Annotated in this window: 13 protein-coding genes; 3 read left to right on the top strand and 10 right to left on the bottom strand. The window is 63.4% G+C overall.

The window, feature by feature from the left end; translation table 11 throughout:
* Window positions 1-721 (top strand): integrase core domain-containing protein (locus VGP39_RS20585; protein WP_327569937.1); only part of this gene is annotated, 721 nt, incomplete at its 5' end.
* A 211-nt stretch (window positions 722-932) separates the two neighbouring features.
* Here VGP39_RS20585 and VGP39_RS20580 read toward each other — a convergent pair.
* The 7 genes from VGP39_RS20580 to VGP39_RS20550 form a co-directional block, all read right to left on the bottom strand.
* Window positions 933-2,432, bottom strand: coding sequence for a tripartite tricarboxylate transporter permease (locus VGP39_RS20580; protein ID WP_327569936.1), 1,500 nt, complete (start codon window positions 2,430-2,432; stop codon window positions 933-935).
* Window positions 2,432-2,929 (bottom strand): tripartite tricarboxylate transporter TctB family protein, encoded by a 498-nt coding sequence (locus VGP39_RS20575; protein ID WP_327569935.1) that lies wholly within the window; start codon window positions 2,927-2,929, stop codon window positions 2,432-2,434. Before VGP39_RS20575 ends, VGP39_RS20580 begins: the two co-directional genes overlap by 1 nt.
* A complete protein-coding gene (locus VGP39_RS20570; protein ID WP_327569934.1) occupies window positions 2,926-3,894 on the bottom strand; it encodes a Bug family tripartite tricarboxylate transporter substrate binding protein in 969 nt (322 codons plus the stop codon). The genes VGP39_RS20575 and VGP39_RS20570 overlap by 4 nt, the downstream gene beginning before the upstream one ends.
* A gap of 485 nt (window positions 3,895-4,379) precedes the next feature.
* Window positions 4,380-5,399 (bottom strand): TorF family putative porin, encoded by a 1,020-nt coding sequence (locus VGP39_RS20565; protein WP_327569933.1) that lies wholly within the window; start codon window positions 5,397-5,399, stop codon window positions 4,380-4,382.
* A 406-nt stretch (window positions 5,400-5,805) separates the two neighbouring features.
* Window positions 5,806-7,122, bottom strand: coding sequence for a glycolate oxidase subunit GlcF (gene glcF / locus VGP39_RS20560; RefSeq protein WP_327569932.1), 1,317 nt, complete (start codon window positions 7,120-7,122; stop codon window positions 5,806-5,808).
* Window positions 7,119-8,357 (bottom strand): FAD-binding protein, encoded by a 1,239-nt coding sequence (locus tag VGP39_RS20555; protein WP_327569938.1) that lies wholly within the window; start codon window positions 8,355-8,357, stop codon window positions 7,119-7,121. Before VGP39_RS20555 ends, glcF begins: the two co-directional genes overlap by 4 nt.
* A gap of 138 nt (window positions 8,358-8,495) precedes the next feature.
* Window positions 8,496-9,989: an FAD-linked oxidase C-terminal domain-containing protein gene (locus VGP39_RS20550; RefSeq protein ID WP_327569931.1), complete on the bottom strand. Its 1,494-nt coding sequence runs from the start codon at window positions 9,987-9,989 to the stop codon at window positions 8,496-8,498.
* A 180-nt stretch (window positions 9,990-10,169) separates the two neighbouring features.
* On the opposite strand from VGP39_RS20550, the gene VGP39_RS20545 reads away from it, so the two are divergent.
* Window positions 10,170-10,562, top strand: coding sequence for a cytochrome c family protein (locus VGP39_RS20545; RefSeq protein ID WP_327569930.1), 393 nt, complete (start codon window positions 10,170-10,172; stop codon window positions 10,560-10,562).
* A 75-nt stretch (window positions 10,563-10,637) separates the two neighbouring features.
* Here the strand turns inward: VGP39_RS20545 and VGP39_RS20540 are convergent, their stop codons facing one another.
* The 3 genes from VGP39_RS20540 to VGP39_RS20530 form a co-directional block, all read right to left on the bottom strand.
* Window positions 10,638-11,312 (bottom strand): helix-turn-helix domain-containing protein, encoded by a 675-nt coding sequence (locus VGP39_RS20540; RefSeq protein WP_327569929.1) that lies wholly within the window; start codon window positions 11,310-11,312, stop codon window positions 10,638-10,640.
* A 129-nt stretch (window positions 11,313-11,441) separates the two neighbouring features.
* Window positions 11,442-12,674, bottom strand: a complete 1,233-nt coding sequence (locus VGP39_RS20535; RefSeq protein ID WP_327569928.1) for a glycosyltransferase family 87 protein — start codon at window positions 12,672-12,674, stop codon at window positions 11,442-11,444.
* A 234-nt stretch (window positions 12,675-12,908) separates the two neighbouring features.
* Window positions 12,909-14,114, bottom strand: coding sequence for an ABC transporter substrate-binding protein (locus VGP39_RS20530; RefSeq protein ID WP_327569927.1), 1,206 nt, complete (start codon window positions 14,112-14,114; stop codon window positions 12,909-12,911).
* Window positions 14,115-14,459: 345 nt separating this feature from the next.
* Between VGP39_RS20530 and VGP39_RS20525 the strand changes: the two genes are divergently transcribed.
* Window positions 14,460-16,890 (top strand): FG-GAP-like repeat-containing protein (locus VGP39_RS20525; RefSeq protein ID WP_327569926.1); only part of this gene is annotated, 2,431 nt, incomplete at its 3' end.

The raw sequence follows: 16,890 nt of genomic DNA, 5'->3' as shown, positions 1-16,890 counted from the left end.
CGCTTGCAGCCGCTATCTGCTGCGCTGTCAGGCGCTGGCGCGCACCGACACCGATCATGTCTGGCCGGTGCTGGATGCGGCGTTCCGCGAGTTCGGGCTTCCCCTCTATATGCGATCCGACAACGGATCGCCGTTTGCCTCTTGCGGCGCCGGCGGATTGTCGATGCTGTCGGTCCGGCTGATCAAGGCCGGTGTGATTCCGGAGCGCATCAAGCCCGGCAAGCCGCAGCAGAACGGCCGCCACGAGCGTATGCACCTGACGCTGTTGCAGGATGCCGCCACGCCGCCGGCGCGCACGCTGCGCGAGCAGCTCAGGCAGCTGCATGAGTTCCAGCGCATTTACAACGAGGAGCGTCCGCATCAATCACTCGACGACGCCACGCCGGCTGATCTCTATACGCCATCGCCGCGCCGCTTCGACGGCGTCCTGCGCGAGCCGGAATATGCGGCCGAGCTGGAAGTGCGGCAGGTCCGTCATAACGGCGAGATCCGCTGGCGCAACCAGACGATCTACATCAACCAGGCGCTGGCCGGCGAGCCGATCGCCCTTGAGGAAAACGCCGCCGGCTGGATCGTCAGCTACGGGCCGATCGCGCTCGGCACGATCGCCCACAACGACCATCGGCTTCGAAAACCTAAACCCAAAAGGAAGTCCTGTGGACGTGTGGACAACGCAAGCGCGTTCCCCACAAGCCCACAGGACCAACAACAACAGACCTGAACAAAACCGGAATTGTGTTACCTATGTCGTCGGTCAGAAGTGTTACCTATGTTCCCGGTTGCTCACCGGAGCGCAGCGCAGGCTTCGGGTGAGGGGACTCTCTAGGCACGCGGACTCGCGGAAAGTCCCCTCACCCGCCGCGCATCTGACGATGCGCGTCGACCTCTCCCCTGCGGGGAGAGGTGAACTGAGCGTCGCGGCAATATATACTCTAGTCCTCGTTCGCCTTGAACCGCCCCAGCCCCTGCAGCACGAACGGCGCCAACAGCGCAATCACCGCTATGGCGAGCAGCGTCGCCGACATCGGGCTTTGCAGCAGCGCCATCGGGTCGCCGAGGCTGATGGACATTGCGCGGCGCAGTTGGCTTTCGGCGATCGGTCCAAGGATGAGGCCGATGACGACCGGCGCGATCGGAAAATCGAACCTGCGCATCAGAAAGCCCATCACGCCAAAACCCGCCAGCATCGACAGTTCGACCACCGAGGGCTTGGCCGCAATGGTGCCGGTGGTCGCGAACACCAGAATCCCGGCGTAGAGCCACGGCTGCGGGATCGCCAGCAGTTTTACCCACAAGCCGACCAGCGGCAGGTTGAGAACCAGCAGCATGACGTTGGCGATGAACAGGCTTGCGATCAGGCCCCACACCAGATCGGGCCGCTCCGCGAACAGCAGCGGTCCAGGGTTCAGGCCGTATTGCTGAAAGCCCGCCAGCATCATCGCCGCGGTCGCCGAGGTCGGCAAGCCCAGCGTCAGCAACGGCACAAGGGTGCCGGCGGCGGAGGCGTTATTGGCGGCTTCCGGCCCCGCGACGCCTTCGATGGCGCCCTTGCCGAATTGCTCCGGGTATTTGGTCAGCCGCTTCTCGGTGGAGTAGGACAGGAATGTCGGAATCTCCGCGCCGCCGGCGGGAAGCGCGCCGATCGGAAAACCGAACGCCGTCCCGCGCAGCCACGGTTTCCATGACCGCTTCCAGTCCTCCTTGGTCATCCAAAGCGAGCCGCGCACCGGCTCGAGCTTCTCCTCGGTATGATGACGGCGCGATGCCACGTAAAGCGCCTCGCCCAGCGCGAACAATCCGACCGCAAGCGTCGTCACTTCGACGCCGTCGAGCAGTTCGGGGATGCCGAAAGCCAACCGCGCCTGACCGGTGAGCTTGTCGATGCCGATCAGCCCGAGCGTCAGCCCGACGAACAGGCTGGTCAGCCCGCGGATCGGCGAATCTCCGAAGGTTGCCGACACCGTGACGAAGGCGACGCACATCAACGCAAAATAATCCTCAGGCCCGAAGCGCACCGCGACATCGACCAGCCACGGCGCCAGAAAGGCCAGACCGATGGTGGCGATGGTGCCCGCGACAAACGAGCCGATCGCAGCGGTCGCAAGCGCGGGACCGCCGCGGCCGGCCTTGGCCATCTTGTTGCCCTCGAGCGCGGTCGCCATCGATGCGCTCTCACCGGGCGTGTTGATGAGGATGGCGGTGGTGGACCCGCCGTACATGCCGCCATAATAGATTCCCGCGAACATGATCAGCGAGCCGCCGGGATCGAGCTTGTAGGTCACCGGCAGCAGCAACGCGACGGTGAGCGCAGGCCCGATGCCGGGCAACACGCCGACCGCGGTGCCGAGCAGCACGCCGATCAGCGCATAGAGCAGGTTCATGGGCTGGACGGCGACGGCCATGCCGTGAGCGAGCGCGGCGAAGGTGTCCATTACATCAGCCTTTCCAGCGGGCCGGCGGGAAGGCTCAGCGTCAGCAGCCGGTCGAAGGCGAGATAGATCAGGGTGGTCATCACCAATGCGATGGCGAGGTCGGCGAGAACAGCGCGTCGTCCAAAGGCGGCCGACGTGGTGACGAACAGTGCGGTGGTTGCAAGGATAAAGCCGCCGCCAAGGCCGATGATGGCGATCAGCAGCGCAAGGCCGGCGAGAATCAGCAGCACAGCCCTGGGGTCGGCGCTCTCGCGTGGCGGCAGATTGCCGCGCAGCGCGTCGATCAGATTGCCGATCGCGAGAATGCCGAGTCCGATGGCGATGACGACCGGCATCACCTGGGGTCCCATCCCGTAGGTGGTGTTGGATTGCAGCTGGTTCGCGTCCCACACCAGCACCGCGGCCACCGCCGCGAGCATCAGGGCAATGACGAAGCCCGCGGGATCGACGTGCCGGGGCGCCGGCGGCAGATCGCCGGAAGTGCGATCCGGGGTCATGATTTGACCAGGCCGACCGACTTCAGCACCTCGGTGACTCTAGCATTTTCCTTCTTCAGGAAATCCGCGAACGCGTCGCCACTGAGATAGGCGTCGTCCCAGCCCTTCTGCTTGAGGATGTCCTTCCAGGCGTCGGACTTGACCATCTTCTCCACTGCGTCGTTCAGGGTCTTGCGCTGTTCCGCCGTGATGCCGGGAGCTGCGACCACCGAGCGCCAGTTGGTCAGCACGAGGTCAATCCCCTGTTCCTTGAAGGTCGGGATATCAAGGCCGGCGACGCGTTTCTCCGACGTCACGCCGAGCGCGCGGAGTTTTCCGGACTTGATCTGACCGTCGTATTCGCTCACTCCCGAAATGCCGGCGGTGACTTTGCCGCCGAGAATGGCGGCCAGCGACTCGCCACCTCCGGAAAATGGAATGTAGTTGACCTTTTTCGCATCCGCGCCGACCGCCCCCGCAAACAGCGCCGCCATGATATGGTCGACACCGCCGGCCGAGCCGCCCGCGAACGTTGTCCTGGCGATGTCCGCCTTGAGCGCGGCCGCAAGATCCTGCGCCGTCTTGAGCGGTGAATTCGCCGGCACGACGATAACCTGGATCTCCTCGGTGAGACGCGCGATCGGCGTCACCTGATCGAGCGTCACCGGCGATTTGTTCATGGCCAGCGCGCCCACCATGACGAAGCCGTTCACCATCATCTGGTTGCCGTCGCCCTTGGCGCCGTTGACGAACTGCGCGATGCCGACGCTGCCACCGGCGCCTGCAACGTTGGTGACCTGGACGCTGCGGGCGATGCCGGCGGCGACAAGGGCTTGCTGCATGGCGCGGGCGGTCTGATCCCATCCGCCGCCGGGCGCCGCGGGCGCCATCAGCTTGAGTTCGAACTGCTGCGAGAGCGCCGGACCAGCCGCCGCAAAGGTCAGTGCGACGAGCGCGCCGAGCAGGCGCGTACGAAACGGGGTCATAGGGGTTCCTCCGGGCTGATGCGGAGCCGCCGCTGCCGGCCTTGCCGCATTGTGTCGTTTCGTCGCATTCCAGCCGGAAAAGCCGCCGCTGTCCAGAAATGACTGTTCACCCGGCACAATTGCCGTCTGGAAGCGTCTGAATGCCGAGCTTGGTCGAGCATTTCTCGTCAGCTAGATGCATGATGGTTTTAAGCCAATCGCCACGCCGCTCAGCTCACCTCTCCCCGCAGGGGAGAGGTCGACGCGCATCGTCAGATGCGCGGCGGGTGAGGGGCCTTTCTGCGAATCCCAATTGCGTGGAGAGACCCCTCACCCGAAGCCTGCGCTGCGCTCCGGCTTCGACCTCTCCCCGCAGGGGAGAGGTGACGGCTGCTTCGACCTGAATTCATCATGCTTTAGCTGGAAGCTGGAAGCCCATCATCGCTCATCACAAAACAAAAGGGCGGCAGATCGCTCTGCCGCCCTCATGGTCTTGGAAGAATGACTTACTTCAGGTTCGTCATCGCGGTCAGGTCAGCTGAGAGCTTGACGATGCCGGTCGCGCCGCACCAACCGGACTCGAAGCCGCCCGGATTGATGGCGGACACGCTGCCCGCGGTTGCGGTCGTCGCAGTGAAGTCGCTGGTGAAGGCGTTGCACTGACCCTTCGACAGATTGGTGTCCGAATAGCGGAAGTCGAGGGTGAAGACCTTGTAGGTGAAGCCGATGCCGACGTTCCAGGTGTTGTAGCTCGGCTCAGGAATGCCGTTCGGGAACACCGGGGTGCCGTAGAAGGCGTCCGAGGTTCCGAGCCACTGCCGGCCGAACTCGCCGGAGACGTACATGCCGATGCCGGTGGCGCCGAACCATGGGCCCGGCGCGATGAACTTGCCGGTGACCGACGCGTAGTTGCCCCAGGCGCCGAGGTTCAGGAAGTTCGGCGAGTAATACTCGTTGGCGCCGATCTGGAACATGTCATTCAAGGTCACGTTGACCTTGGCGTAGCCTTCATAAAAGCTGGCGTTCTTCTTGGCGAAGTTGCCGTTGATGGGCAGGCCGAGGGTGATCGGGTCGGCATTGGCGACGCAACCCAAAGACGAGCCGGGAATGCCCGAGCCGGGGAAAGCATTGGCGTTATAGCAGGTGCCGCCCGGATAGAGATAACCCCAGACACCGAAGTCGAAGGCGAACATGCCGAAGGTCGGGCGGATACCGCCGTAGATATCGATTTCGGCCGCGGCGCGGTTCGGGAAGGAGATGCTCTCGCCGGCGAGGCCGATGTAGAGCTGCAGATCCTTGGTGACGTTGTAGCGGGGCTCGAAGTAGGCCGCGACCGAGGGCTTGTGATTCGACTGAGTGACGCCGCGGAACACGTAATCGCTCATGATCGCGCTGCCGAAGGCGATATCCCACGGATCGAACGCCGGCGGCGGAGGCGCCTTGATCGCCTTGACCCGCATGTCCGCCGCGAGAGCCGAACTCGAAAGCAGTGCCAGCGCCGTTGCTAACAAAACCATTTTTTTCATGACGATCCCCATCGTTGCAAGATCAGTCCGACTTCGAAGGCTCTGAGCACAGCGACAATCGACTGCAGCCAATTTCCACGAACCAATCTGCGGTGCGGCATCCTCCGCGGGAAGCTAAAAAGACAAGCAACTGCCGCCTTTTTGGGCGTTTTTGCCGTTCCGCAAGATGTTGTCCGCGTGTGTTGCATTCCGACAACAATTTCGAGGTGGGTTCGGCGGTCCGAAGCGGTTTAGCGAACGCAAAATGCCTTAAGGGCACGGTCCGGCGCTCAGAATGGCCCAGCGCGATCCCAGCTGTTGCTGCGCGGACGATTCGGCAGGCGCAGGCAGCGTCAAAACAACAAAAAAGCCACAGCGAGCACTGTGGCCTTCAAGCCCTTCCGCTTCGGCGCGGCCTCAAACCAGATCAGTTCGATCCTGGCCGCGGACCGCCCGTCGCCCAGTCGAGAAGCTCAATGGTGTGCACCACGGGGACCGACGTTCCCCCGGCGATCTGCACCATGCATCCGATATTGCCGGCGGCGATCATGTCCGGCTTGACGCTGGCGATGTTGGCGATCTTGCGGTCGCGCAATCGGTCCGCAATGTCAGGCTGGAGAATGTTGTAGGTGCCCGCCGAGCCGCAACACAAATGACCCTCAGGCACATCCTTCACCACGAAGCCATTCCTGGAAAGCAATTCCTTCGGGGCTTGCGTGATTTTCTGGCCGTGCTGCAGCGAACATGCCGAGTGATAGGCGATGACGAGATCGCTGCGCTGCTGCGGCGCAGGCAGGTCCAGTTCGCCGACATATTCGCTGATGTCCCTGGCCAGCGCTGAAATTTTCGCCGCGGGACCTGCGAAGTCGCGGTCCTCGCGCAGCATGAATCCGTAATCCTTGATCACGGTGCCGCACCCGGACGTCGTCACCACGATGGCGTCGAGGCCGCCCCGCTTGGCCTCATCGAGCCATGCGGTGATGTTGGCGCGGGCGCGGGCCAGGGCATCGCCGTCGCGGCCGAGGTGATGGGTCAGCGCGCCGCAGCACTGCTCGTCCTTGACGAGCACGACCTCGATGCCGTGCCGCGTCAGCAGGCGGATGGCGGCCTGGTTGATGCGCGGCGCCAGCACCTGCTGGGCGCAGCCTTGCAGCAGCGCAACCCGCCCGCGCTTGCTCCCACGTGCCGGAAACATGCTTCCGCCACCGGGGCCGGAGGCCGGCAGGCCGTGCGGCGCCAGCGCCAGCATCGCCTTGATTCGCCGCGACAAAGAAGGCGTCGCCGCGCCTGTCTTTGGTGACGGCAACAAGGCCGCGAGCGGCCGTCCCAGCCGCGCCAGAATCATGCCGGCACGAAACAGGCTTGGCCGCGGCAGCACCCACGCCAGCAGCGCGCGCAGCACCCGCTCGGCAAGCGGACGGGTGTATTCCTTCTCGATCCTCACCCGCGCCTGATCGACCAGGTGCATGTAGTTCACCCCGGAGGGACAGGTGGTCATGCAGGCAAGGCAGGACAGGCAGCGGTCGATGTGCTTGACCACCTCCGCCGTCGGCGGCCTGTTCTTCTCCAGCATTTCCTTGATGAGATAGATCCGGCCGCGCGGGCTATCGAGTTCGTCGCCAAGCAGCACGTAGGTCGGACACGTGGCGGTGCAGAACCCGCAATGCACACAAGCGCGTAAAATCTTGTCGGCTTCGGCAATATCGGGATCGGCGAGTTGCGCGAGAGTGAATTCGGTTTTCATGGCGCGGACCCTCGCGTCAACCGGCCGCGATTGAGGATGTTTTTCGGATCGAAGCTGTGGCGGACGCGCTCGCTCAAGCTCGCGAGCCCGCCCTCCTGCGGATGAAACACATCGACACTGCGCCGTACCACCTCGGAGGCGCGGAGCAGCGTGGCGTGGCCGCCGACCGCGTCGACGCGCGAACGCAGCATCCCGGCACTCGCGTCGGCGGACGGCGGCAATGCCGCCCAGATCAAGCCGCCGCCCCAGTCGTAGATCACGTCGCCGCCGGTATCGCGCGACAAGGCCTGGCCGAGTGCCCCACCCGATGCCGGCGGGCAAACGATCCGCCACACCGGCCAGGCTCCGAGCGCACCGCCCGCCGCGAACGGCGCAACGTCGCGTACCGAACTCCAGATTGCCGCCGATGCCGCATCTTCGACGATCTCCGCGGCTCCGAAAGCGCTGAGCACCTCGCTGAGCAGCGCCGCGCGGTGCACGGCGGAAGCCGTGATGCCCTCCAGCCGCAGCAAGGTCACGGCCTGCCCCGGTGATCCCAAGTCGGCCAGCCCGTCGAAGCTTGCGCGAAACGCCGAATTCGGCACATGGGCCGCGCCGGAGACATCGAACGGCGAGCCCAGGCCCGCGGTCATAGCCCGATTTGCAGTGACGTCATCGAGCCCGCGCAGCACCAGCGTGCGTTCGCTTTCGGCGCGCGGCATCACCTTCAGCGTCACCTCGGTCATGACCGCGAGGGTGCCCCATGACCCCGCCAGCAGCTTGCAGAGATCATAGCCGGTAACGTTTTTCACCACCCGCCCGCCGGCCTTAAAGCTGTCGCCGAAGCCGGACACCGCGTGCGCGCCGAGCAGATGGTCGCGCGCGCCGCCGGCCTTGATGCGCCGCGGGCCGGCGAGGCCCGCGCCGATCATGCCGCCGATGGTCCCGATGTCAGGCGTGCCCAGAAGCTGCGAGGTGTTGATCGGCTCGAATGCGAATTGCTGGTTTTTCGAATCGATCAGCGATTTGACGTCGCCCAGTGGCGCGCCCGCCTGCACGGTGATGATCAGCTCATTCGGCTCATAGGATGTGACCGCGTTCAGCGCCGACAGGTCGAGCAGCGCGTTGGTCGACATCGGCTGGCCTACCCCGCGCTTGCTGCCGCCGCCTATGATTTCCAGCGGCTGCTCGCTGGCCAATGCCGCGCGCACCACCTGCTCGACATCCCTGGCGTCGCGTACCTTCAGGGGTTCCACACTAGCCACCTTCTCATTCGTCATGGCCGGGCTTGTCCCGGCCATCCACGTCTTCTTCGACCACACACCAAGAAAGACGTGGATGCCCGGGACAAGCCCGGGCATGACGGCGCGTTTGGAAGCGACGCTGGATCATCCTCAAAATCTCGGCAAATCCGGGAACGCCAGCTTGCCGCCGTGAACATGCACCCGGCCAAGCTCAGCGCATCGGTGCAGGGTCGGAAACACCTTTCCCGGATTGAGCAGCCCTTGCGCGTCGAAGGCGCATTTCAGGCGCTGCTGCTGGTTGAGATCGATCTCGCTGAACATCTCGCCCATCAGATCGCGCTTCTCGATGCCGACGCCATGCTCGCCGGTGAGGACGCCGCCGAGCTCGACACACGCCCGCAGGATATCGGCCCCAAAAGCCTCGGCTCTGTCCATCTCGCCGGGCTGGTTGGCGTCGTACAGGATCAGCGGGTGCAGATTGCCGTCGCCGGCGTGAAACACGTTCGCGACGCGCAGGCCGTATTTCTCCGAGAGCTCGCGGATCCGCGCCAGCGCCTGCGGCAGCGCGCCGCGCGGAATGGTGCCGTCCATGCAGAGATAATCCGGCGAGATCCGCCCGACGGCTGGAAATGCCGCCTTGCGGCCGGCCCAGAACAGGTTCCGCTCGGTTTCGGAATTTGAAATCTGCACCGTCGTCGAGCCGCAACCCCGCGCGATCGTCTCGACCCGCTGGATCAACTCGTCGACCTCGACGCCTGGGCCATCGAGTTCGATGATCAGCAGTGCCTCGACGTCAAGCGGGTAGCCGGCATGGACAAAAGCTTCCGCGGCGTGGATCGCAGGCTTGTCCATCATCTCCATGCCGCCGGGAATGATGCCGGCGCCGATGATATCGGCCACGCATTGCCCGGCCGCTTCCACTTCGGCAAAGCCGACCATCAGTGCCCGCGCGGTCTCCGGCTTTTGCAGGATCCGTACCGTGATCTCGGTGATGACGCCGAGCAGCCCTTCGGAGCCGGTAATGATCCCCATGATGTCGTAGCCGCTGGTTTCAGCGGATTTGCCGCCGACCTTGATGATCTCCCCTGATATCAGCACGATCTCGCAGCCCAGCACGTTGTTGGTGGTCATGCCGTATTTCAGGCAATGCACGCCGCCGGAATTTTCCGCGACATTGCCGCCGATCGAGCAGGCGATCTGCGAGGATGGATCGGGCGCATAGTAAAACCCGGCATGCGCCACGGCCTGGCTGATGGCGAGGTTGGTCACGCCGGGCTCGGTCACCACCACGCGGTTGTCGAAATCGATCTCGCGGATGCGCTTGAATTTGCCGAGGCCCAGCAGCACGGCGTCCGCAAGCGGCAGCGCGCCGCCGGACAGTGAGGTGCCGGAGCCGCGCGGCACCACCTTGATGCCCTGCTCGAAGCAATATTTCAGCACCTGGGACACCTGTTCGGTGGTGTCCGGCAGCACCACCACCATCGGCGGCTGGCGATAGGCCATCAGACCATCGGATTCGTAAGGCACCATCTCGGCGGCACTGTCGATCACGCCCTCGCCCGGCACGATCGCGCGCAAATCGGCTACGATCCTGTCGCGGCGGCCGAGCACCGCAGAATCCGACGCGGGCATCAATATGGTCATGTCGGCTCTCCCGCGGGCGCATAGCGCGTGCTTTTTATCGCATGGAAACAAGCACGTCCCGATGCGTTTGGGTAGGTCGGCAAATAGGTGGCGCCGGCGCCCCTGCCCGCTTGTCCGGCGCGACCCGCTTATGCGACAAGCGGATCGCGGAACACCCTGCAACCGACCCAAGAGCATTCCATGAAACACCTGACCCTGGGCACGCTGATCGTCATCGCATCCGCCGCAGCATCGTCCGCCGCGCAGGCGCAGGATGTCGCCGCCGGCAAAACCTCCTTCAACAAGTGCCTGGCCTGCCATGCGGTCGGTGAAGGCGCCAAGAACAAGGTCGGTCCGGTGCTCAACGGACTGCCGGGACGCAAGTCCGGCACCGTCGAAGGCTACTCTTATACGGAGGCCAACAAGAATTCCGGCATCACCTGGGATGAAGCCAGCTTCAAGGACTACATCAAGGATCCCAAGGCCAAAATCCCCGGCACCAAGATGGTGTTCGCCGGAATCAAGAACGAGCAGGAAGCCGGCGATCTCTGGGCGTTCCTCGCCCAGCACGACAAGGACGGCAAGACGAAGTAGCCTGGAGCAAGCGCGCTGTGCTTCACCTCTCCCGCAGGGAGAGGTCAAGGTTCGCCGCACCGCGCCCGGGACAAGTTACGCTCCGACCAGGATCTTGGCCGGCAGCACCGCCTGCACCACGAGGCCGCGGGCGCGGGCGTCCATCACGCCGACCGCGCGCAGCGCCAGCAGTGTGACGGTCTGCACGGCGTCGCGCAGTTTTGCCGGATCGTCGAGATTGTCCGGCGCCAGCGGGCCTACCAGCGCTTCATGTAGCGCGCCAAGCAGCGCGCACGCCGCCAATGCGGTGTCCTGCGCCGGCAGGTGCCCGGCCCGCACCGCGGCCCCGATCCGCAATTCGATCTCGCCGGCGATTTCGCGGCGGCTCGCCAGCCGCGAGGCGTTGACGTCGACATCGACCGGCTCGGCCAGGATGCCCCATGCCAGCTTGCGGTGCGACAGCACATGCACCGCGACGGTGGTGACGGCGGCGGCCAGCGCCGAGGAGGGTCCGGGCGCGGCGTCAGCAGCGCGGCGGATGGCGGCCAGTTCGTCGCGCGAGACGTCGGCAATCAGTTCGGAAATCAGATCCGATTTGGACGGGAAATAGCGGTAGACGGTGCCGGCGGCGACGTTGGCCCGGCTTGCCACCGGCGCAATCTGCACCGCCGCCATGCCGCCTTCCGCGGCGGCGTCCCGCGCCGCCGCCAGGATAGCGCTGCGGCGCGCCGCGAGGCGTTTTACGACCTGATGGGTCCGCCGATAGATCATGCCGCGTTTCGTCCCGGGAGCGGAGTTTTGAGCGAATGCTGCGAGACTCGCTGAAAGAACTGAACACCAATTCAGGATCGCTGACAAGCATTCATGACCGCGGCACGATGAAATTGAACGCGCGCGGACCTAGGTCTGCAATTGGCCGATCTTGATCGGCGACATCGACGGGGCCGCGCGCGTGTGCGGCGCCAGGCAGCGCCGGGCAATCAGCGCCGCGACGATCAAGGTGGCGCCAAAACCGGTCGGCGCGCCGAACAGCGGATAGAACATCAGCAGGAACGCCATCAGGCCCAGCGCCGGCAATTCATAGGTGCGAAAGCCGTCGCTGAGCCCGATCCGGACCAGAAAGCCGGTCGCGATCGCCAGCACCATCATGTCGTAGAGGAACAGATACGGCGTCACCAGCAGCGTGCCGGCCGCCAGCGCCGCGGCCTTCAGCGAATAGCGCACCCGGCTGCGCCACACCCACACCAGCGCGGCCGCGACCGCGCTGATCATGGTCCACTGGAAGGCCCAGCCGAGCGGCTCGCTGCCCCCGAAAAAACGCACCAGGGCAAAAATGCTCTGCATCTTGCCCCAAGGGGCGCGGCCTTCGGTGAGGAAGGCCTGGGAGAACATCGGCAGCCAGTCAAAGAACGCCAGCCAGCTTTCGGTGCCGAAGGCGAGCCACGACACAGCTGCCATCGCGACGGCGACAATCGCTGCCGTGAAAAACACCCTCCATTGCGCCGCCGCGATCAGCGCAATCGGAAACAGCAGGCCGTATTGCGGCTTGTAGCTCAATAGCCCGAGGCAGATGCCGGCCAGGATCGGCCGCGTCGGCAGCAGGATGAGCATGCCGCCGACCAGCGAGGCGGTGAGAAAACCGTTCTGCCCGACCAGCGTGTTGGTCAGCACCACCGGAAACGCCGCTGCCAGCATCCAGCCGAACGGCCGTCCCACGATCGCGCGCATCGTCATCAGATAGGGCACAAGGCTGATCGAAACCCAGCCGATGAACGCCACCGTATAGGGAAACTGCGCGAGGAAAGCCGCGACGAACAGGAAGGGCGGCGGATAGTGCCAAGCGAAATGGCCGACAAAGGTTTGGCCGAGCAGGTCGACCTGGATGCGCTTCTGGATGTCCCAGTCGTAAGCCCACGCCGGATGGCCATCGAGCACCAGCTTTCCGGCGGACCAGACGTTGACGAAATCGGTGGGCGTGCCGAGGCCGTTCGGATCGGTGATCCACCAATGGGCGAAATACGCGGTCGGGAAAAACGCCGCGTTGATGACAAACAGCACAAAGCAGGCGTTGAACAGCGCCGGGGGAATGGCGGGGCGTTCGGAGACGGTCGGAGCGGAAACTGGCGCGGCCATGGGCTCTCCTTGGCGCGCGCTCACACGCGCCTGCTCCATGGATAGGACGACCGCCTTGAAGAAATCTTAAGGATTTGACGTTGCGCAGGCTCAACCGTCGTCATTCCGGGATCCGCCTCTTGGCGCAGGCCCGGAATCCATAACCACCGTGCTGATGGGTGGACGCTGAACGCGAATATCGTGGTTATGGATTCCGGTTCGCGCGAAAGGCGCGCGCCCCGGAATGACGGGGAGCTAATTCCCCGTCTGCAATTCGCCGAAGCGCTCCCAGGTCCTACCGGCGAACCGCATGAACTGCATCTGCTCGACCGGCACGTGATCGGTCGGCGAGGTGTTGACCTTGATGCCCGGGAGCAGCATCGGCAATTCGAGGTCCTTGATCGCATAGGCCTGCTTCAGGATGTTCTCGGTCGACAGATCGTCGCCGCAGGCTTTCAGCACATGCTCCAGCGCCATCGCGCTGTTGTAGGAGTTGACGTAATTGGTGTCGTGCAGGTCGCCGTCGGGAACGTATTTGATCATGAACTCCCGCCAGCCTTTTACGCCGGCGTCGTCCTTCCATGCGGGATCGTCGGGGTCCTTGACATAGGCGGTCGACAGAATGCCCTGCCCGGCTTCAAGCCCCGCGGGCTCCATCACCGTGGACACCCACACCGCGACATTGGACAGGAACGTCATCGGCCGCCAGCCGATCTCAAACCCCTTGCGGATCGACTGCGCGGCGAATTTCGGCGTTGCCGCGATCACGAATACATCGGCGCCGGAGGCTTTCAGTTTCACGATCTGGGAATCGATGGTCGGATCCTGGATTTCGTAGGTTGCAGCGATGACGACGGAACCGTATTTCTCACCCAATACATCCTTGAGCCCCAGCAGATAGTCGCGCCCAAAGTCGTCGTTCTGCGAGATAACGGCAAACTTCGCGTTCGGATTCTTCGCCAGCGCATAACGCGCATACAGCCGCGCCTCGTAGCGGAAGGGCCCCTGCACGCCCAGGGTCGCCAGCGGATATTGCGCAAGGTCGGCGAATTTCGACGCGCCGGAGCCGATGAACAATTGCGGGATGTTCTTAGCTTGCAGATATTTGGCGATCGCGGTGTTATGCGCGGTGCCGATCGAGGAGAAGATCAGCGCCACCTCGTCGCTCTCCACCAGCCGCCGCGTCTGCTCTACCGTTTTCGGCGGCGCGTAGCCGTCGTCGAGCGAAATCAGGTTGACCTTGCGGCCGTTGATGCCGCCGCGCTCGTTGACCATCTTGAAATAACCGACCTCGCCCTTGCCGAGCGCGCCGAAGGCGGAGACCGGGCCGCTGTAGGGCATGGTCTGGCCGATGCGGATTTCGGTTGGGGTGACGCCGCGCATCTCGGCGGCAGTTGATGGTGCCGGCACTATCAGCAGCGCTATCGCGCTTAGCGCGACAAGTCTTGTGGCCAGACGCATCGAATTGCTCCCTTTCCCAAGGCCAAGCTGCACCGCGACAGGCGGTTCCCGCGCTGGAACAACACAAGATGCGCGCGGAGCACTGCGTCAACCAAATCACCGATTACTTGCGTCGGCAATTGACTCGCGATTTTGGTTATGAAACATATTTCGCAACGATTGAGGCGACGCACTCAGAATTGCAATTGCATGCAGACGAGCGCGCATCGGCGGACAAAATGAGACTTGGAATGATACCCCGACAGCCAGTTGCAGCCGGTGGATGACCCATGCGTTGATGCAACGTGCACTTGTGAGCGTGCGCGAGGTCGATTTATTTGTTGATTAATGGGAAGGAGCCGACACGTGGCGAATTATACGACACCAGAAATCTACGGAAGCGTCAAATCCAGCACGCATCTGTTTCCCTACTTTTATGCAAACCGCGCCATCACTGGCGGCTCCGATCTTTATAGCTTCACGGTGGATTCGAGCAATTCGGCGATTCATCTGACATTTCATAATCAGACCAACGTGTATACGAACACGTACCAAGTCCTCAACTCCAGCCAAACCTCGATCTCGAGTCCGCATTCGACGCCACAACCCGCTGGCACCTATTATATCAAACCCATCGCCGACGGTGGCAACAGCGCCGAATTCGGATTTGTCGTTCACCCAAACACGTCGAACTACGTCGACAGCGCTGGCGAAACATCGAGTACGGCGCGGAACCTCGGCACCATTACCAGCTCGGTGTCGGTTTCAGAGTCGTTCTTCACGCTGTTTACGCGCGTCCTAGACGCCAACGCCCATACTTACACCGTCAATTTTTCCAGCCCGGAAATCCCGCTCGATCAGCGCGATTTCTACAAGTTCCATCTCAACAGCGAAGGCAACCTTACGATCAACTATTCCGGCAGCCACGGCGACTTCCTCTTAAGGGTCCCGGCGCAGGGCAATATCGACTCCGCGTCCACGCAATTGGTAAGGAGTGGCCAGTCCCTACACCTGATCGCTGGGGACTATACCCTTGAGGTTGTCGATTCAGCCACGACCACGACTGGCAGTGGACAAAATGTGATCGAAACCCGGAATTCGCAGTGGGAGAACTACGACAGCTATAATTTTTCGATCAACTTCGTTAGCGGCGCCGGAGTTTCACAGCCGGACCTTGTCGAAAACACGGTCTCGCTCGGCAATTCGTCGGTAGCGGCCGGCGGCACCACGACGGTGTCACACCATCTGCAAAATGTAGGCAACGCCGCCGCCGGGGGTTCCTCATCGCGAATCTATCTTTCCACGGACAGCACGATCACCACGTCGGATACGGTGCTATCGACGCTCAGCTATCCCGCCGCGCTGGCCGCCGGCAGTTTTACTGCCGACACCCAGACGGTCACCGTTCCAGGCAACCTTGCGCCCGGCACTTATTATATCGGCCTGATCGCCGACTATAATGACGCCGTCGTGGAATCCAACAACAGCAACAACGCCTCGGCGGGCGTTGCCCTCACGGTCACCGCTGCGGCGACCGCGGGTTCGGTCTCGATCAACGACGTGTCGGTTACCGAAGGCAACAGCGGCACCAAGGTTGCGACCTTCACGGCGACGCGCAGCGGCGGCTCGTCGGCGTTCAGCGTCAATTTTGCCACCTCCGATGGCAGCGCGACCACTGCCGATGGCGACTATAACGCGACTTCCGGCACGCTGAGTTTCGCTACCGGCGTCAACACCCAGACCCTCTCGGTCACCATCAACGGCGACACCAAGGTCGAGCCGAACCAGACCTTCCTGGTCAACCTGTCGGGCGCCACCAACGGCGCCACCATCGGTGACGGCCAGGGCGTCGGCACCATCACCAATGACGACCGTATTCCGATCAACGACTTCAACGGCGACGGCAAGAGCGACATTCTGTGGCGCAACGACGCTGGTCCGATGTCGATCTGGGACATGAACGGCGGCAATCTCTTGGCCAGCAATCCCCTGGGCTCGGTGCCCGCCGCATGGAAAGTCGCCGGCACCGGAGACTTCAACGGCGACGGCAAGACCGACATCCTGTGGCGCAACGACAACGGCGCGCTGCAGACCTGGGACATGAACGACGGCAATATTCTCGCCGCCAATTCCTTGGGCACGGTGCCGGACAACTGGAAGATCGCCGGCATCGGCGACTTCAACGGCGACGGCAAGTCCGACATCGTATGGCGCAACGACAGCGGCCCGATGGCGATCTGGAACATGAACGACGGCAACATCCTCGCCAGCAATCCCTTGGGCACGGTGCCCGCCGCCTGGAAAGTCGCCGGCATCGGCGACTTCAATGCCGACGGCAAGTCCGACTTCCTGTGGCGCAACGACAATGGCGCGCTGCAGATCTGGGACATGAACGACAACAACATCATGGCCAGCAATTCCCTGGGCACGGTGCCGGACAATTGGAAGATCGCCGGCCTCGGCGACTTCAACGGCGACCGCAAGTCCGACATCCTGTGGCGCAACGACAATGGCGCGCTGCAGATCTGGGACATGAACGACGGCAACATTCTCGCCGCCAATTCCTTGGGCACGGTGCCGGACAACTGGAAGATCGCCGGCATCGGCGACTTCAATGGTGACGGCAAGTCCGATTTCCTGTGGCGCAACGACAACGGCGCGCTGCAGATCTGGGACATGAACGACAACAACATTCTCGCCAGCAATTCGCTCGGCGCGGTGCCGGACAACTGGAAGATTGCCGACATCGGCGACTTCAACGGCGACAGCAAGTCGGACATCCTGTGGCGCAACGACG

It is taken from the genome of Bradyrhizobium sp., assembly GCF_036009065.1.
Lineage (GTDB): Bacteria > Pseudomonadota > Alphaproteobacteria > Rhizobiales > Xanthobacteraceae > Bradyrhizobium.
Note: the sequence above shows the minus strand (reverse complement) of the source record. Positions and strands in the feature narration are given on the sequence as shown.

Coding starts and splice junctions, on each gene's coding strand:
- VGP39_RS20580 (WP_327569936.1), bottom strand. CDS start 2,432: ATGGACACCTTCGCCGCGCTCGCTCACGGCATGGCCGTCGCCGTCCAG.
- VGP39_RS20575 (WP_327569935.1), bottom strand. CDS start 2,929: ATGACCCCGGATCGCACTTCCGGCGATCTGCCGCCGGCGCCCCGGCAC.
- VGP39_RS20570 (WP_327569934.1), bottom strand. CDS start 3,894: ATGACCCCGTTTCGTACGCGCCTGCTCGGCGCGCTCGTCGCACTGACC.
- VGP39_RS20565 (WP_327569933.1), bottom strand. CDS start 5,399: ATGAAAAAAATGGTTTTGTTAGCAACGGCGCTGGCACTGCTTTCGAGT.
- glcF (WP_327569932.1), bottom strand. CDS start 7,122: ATGAAAACCGAATTCACTCTCGCGCAACTCGCCGATCCCGATATTGCC.
- VGP39_RS20550 (WP_327569931.1), bottom strand. CDS start 9,989: ATGACCATATTGATGCCCGCGTCGGATTCTGCGGTGCTCGGCCGCCGC.
- VGP39_RS20545 (WP_327569930.1), top strand. CDS start 10,170: ATGAAACACCTGACCCTGGGCACGCTGATCGTCATCGCATCCGCCGCA.
- VGP39_RS20540 (WP_327569929.1), bottom strand. CDS start 11,312: ATGATCTATCGGCGGACCCATCAGGTCGTAAAACGCCTCGCGGCGCGC.
- VGP39_RS20535 (WP_327569928.1), bottom strand. CDS start 12,674: ATGGCCGCGCCAGTTTCCGCTCCGACCGTCTCCGAACGCCCCGCCATT.
- VGP39_RS20530 (WP_327569927.1), bottom strand. CDS start 14,114: ATGCGTCTGGCCACAAGACTTGTCGCGCTAAGCGCGATAGCGCTGCTG.